Raw genomic sequence first — 957 nt, 5'->3', positions numbered from 1 at the left:
CCCGACAGCATGATTGCTGCCGAGCCAATCAGACACTGAGCTTTCGCTTCAGAAGTCTCCATGAACCTCCGGCGTCCCTGCCGGACTCACCGGTTTAGAAACGGGCGCGCAGACCGACCGAGTAGCGAGCGCCGGTATCAAAGACCGAAATGATCTGGTCTTCCTCACGGCCGCGGCTGACCAGCTCTTCTTCGGTGACGTTCACACCCTCAAAGTATACCGAGAAGATGTCGTTCACGTCGTAGCTCGCGCTCACATCCCACTGGCCGTAGGTGTCCACCGTAAGCGGCTCGCTGGCGGGACCATTGTTGATCGCCTGCAGGAACTGCTCCCGGTTGTTGAACGCGACCCGAGCCTGGAATGGGCCACGCTCATAGAACACTACCGCATTCTGCGAGTCGCCGAGACCAATCAGGGCGAAGGTCTGATCGCGATCCTCAGATAGTTGCGCGTTACTGTCGGTTTTGGTGGCGTTCAGTGTCACACCAAAGCCATTATCCCAGAGGTGTGTCCAGGCCAGTTCCAGACCGTTGACTTCGGCGGTCTCGGCGTTGCGCGGACGGGTAACCCTCAGGGTTTCAGACAGACCGCGCAGTTCGTCGGGAAGCCCTTCGTCGGCAGCAATGTCGGCGCACTGGTCAGTGGCGCAGATGTTGTCCGGTGTCTCTGCGCGGTCGGCCAGGGTAAACTCTTCATCCGCAGCGAGGGTGACAATAAAATTCTCCACCTCTTTATTGAAGTACGCCACGGACAAATAACTGGCGTCACCGTAGTACCACTCGTACGAAATGTCCCAGTTTTCCGCGGTAAAGGGTTTGAGGTTCGGGTTGCCGCCTGACGCTGTCAGGTTCTGCAAACGAGGCTGGCCGATATTCAGCGCCGGAGACAGCTCGGTCAGGGTCGGGCGAGTAATGGTTTCATAGCTTGCAAAGCGCAATACCATATCGTCCTGAAGAT

Annotated in this window: 1 protein-coding gene; it reads right to left on the bottom strand. The window is 57.7% G+C overall.

Translation table 11 applies throughout. The annotated features are described in order from the left end of the window. Positions 1-94: 94 nt before the first annotated feature. Positions 95-957 (bottom strand): TonB-dependent receptor domain-containing protein (locus tag B3187_RS13970; protein ID WP_286807088.1); only part of this gene is annotated, 863 nt, incomplete at its 5' end.

It is taken from the genome of Marinimicrobium sp. UBA4209 (assembly GCF_002381585.1).
Taxonomy (GTDB): domain Bacteria; phylum Pseudomonadota; class Gammaproteobacteria; order Pseudomonadales; family Cellvibrionaceae; genus Marinimicrobium; species Marinimicrobium koreense.
The sequence above is the reverse complement of the archived record's forward strand: the minus strand, read 5'-3'. Positions and strand labels throughout refer to the sequence as shown.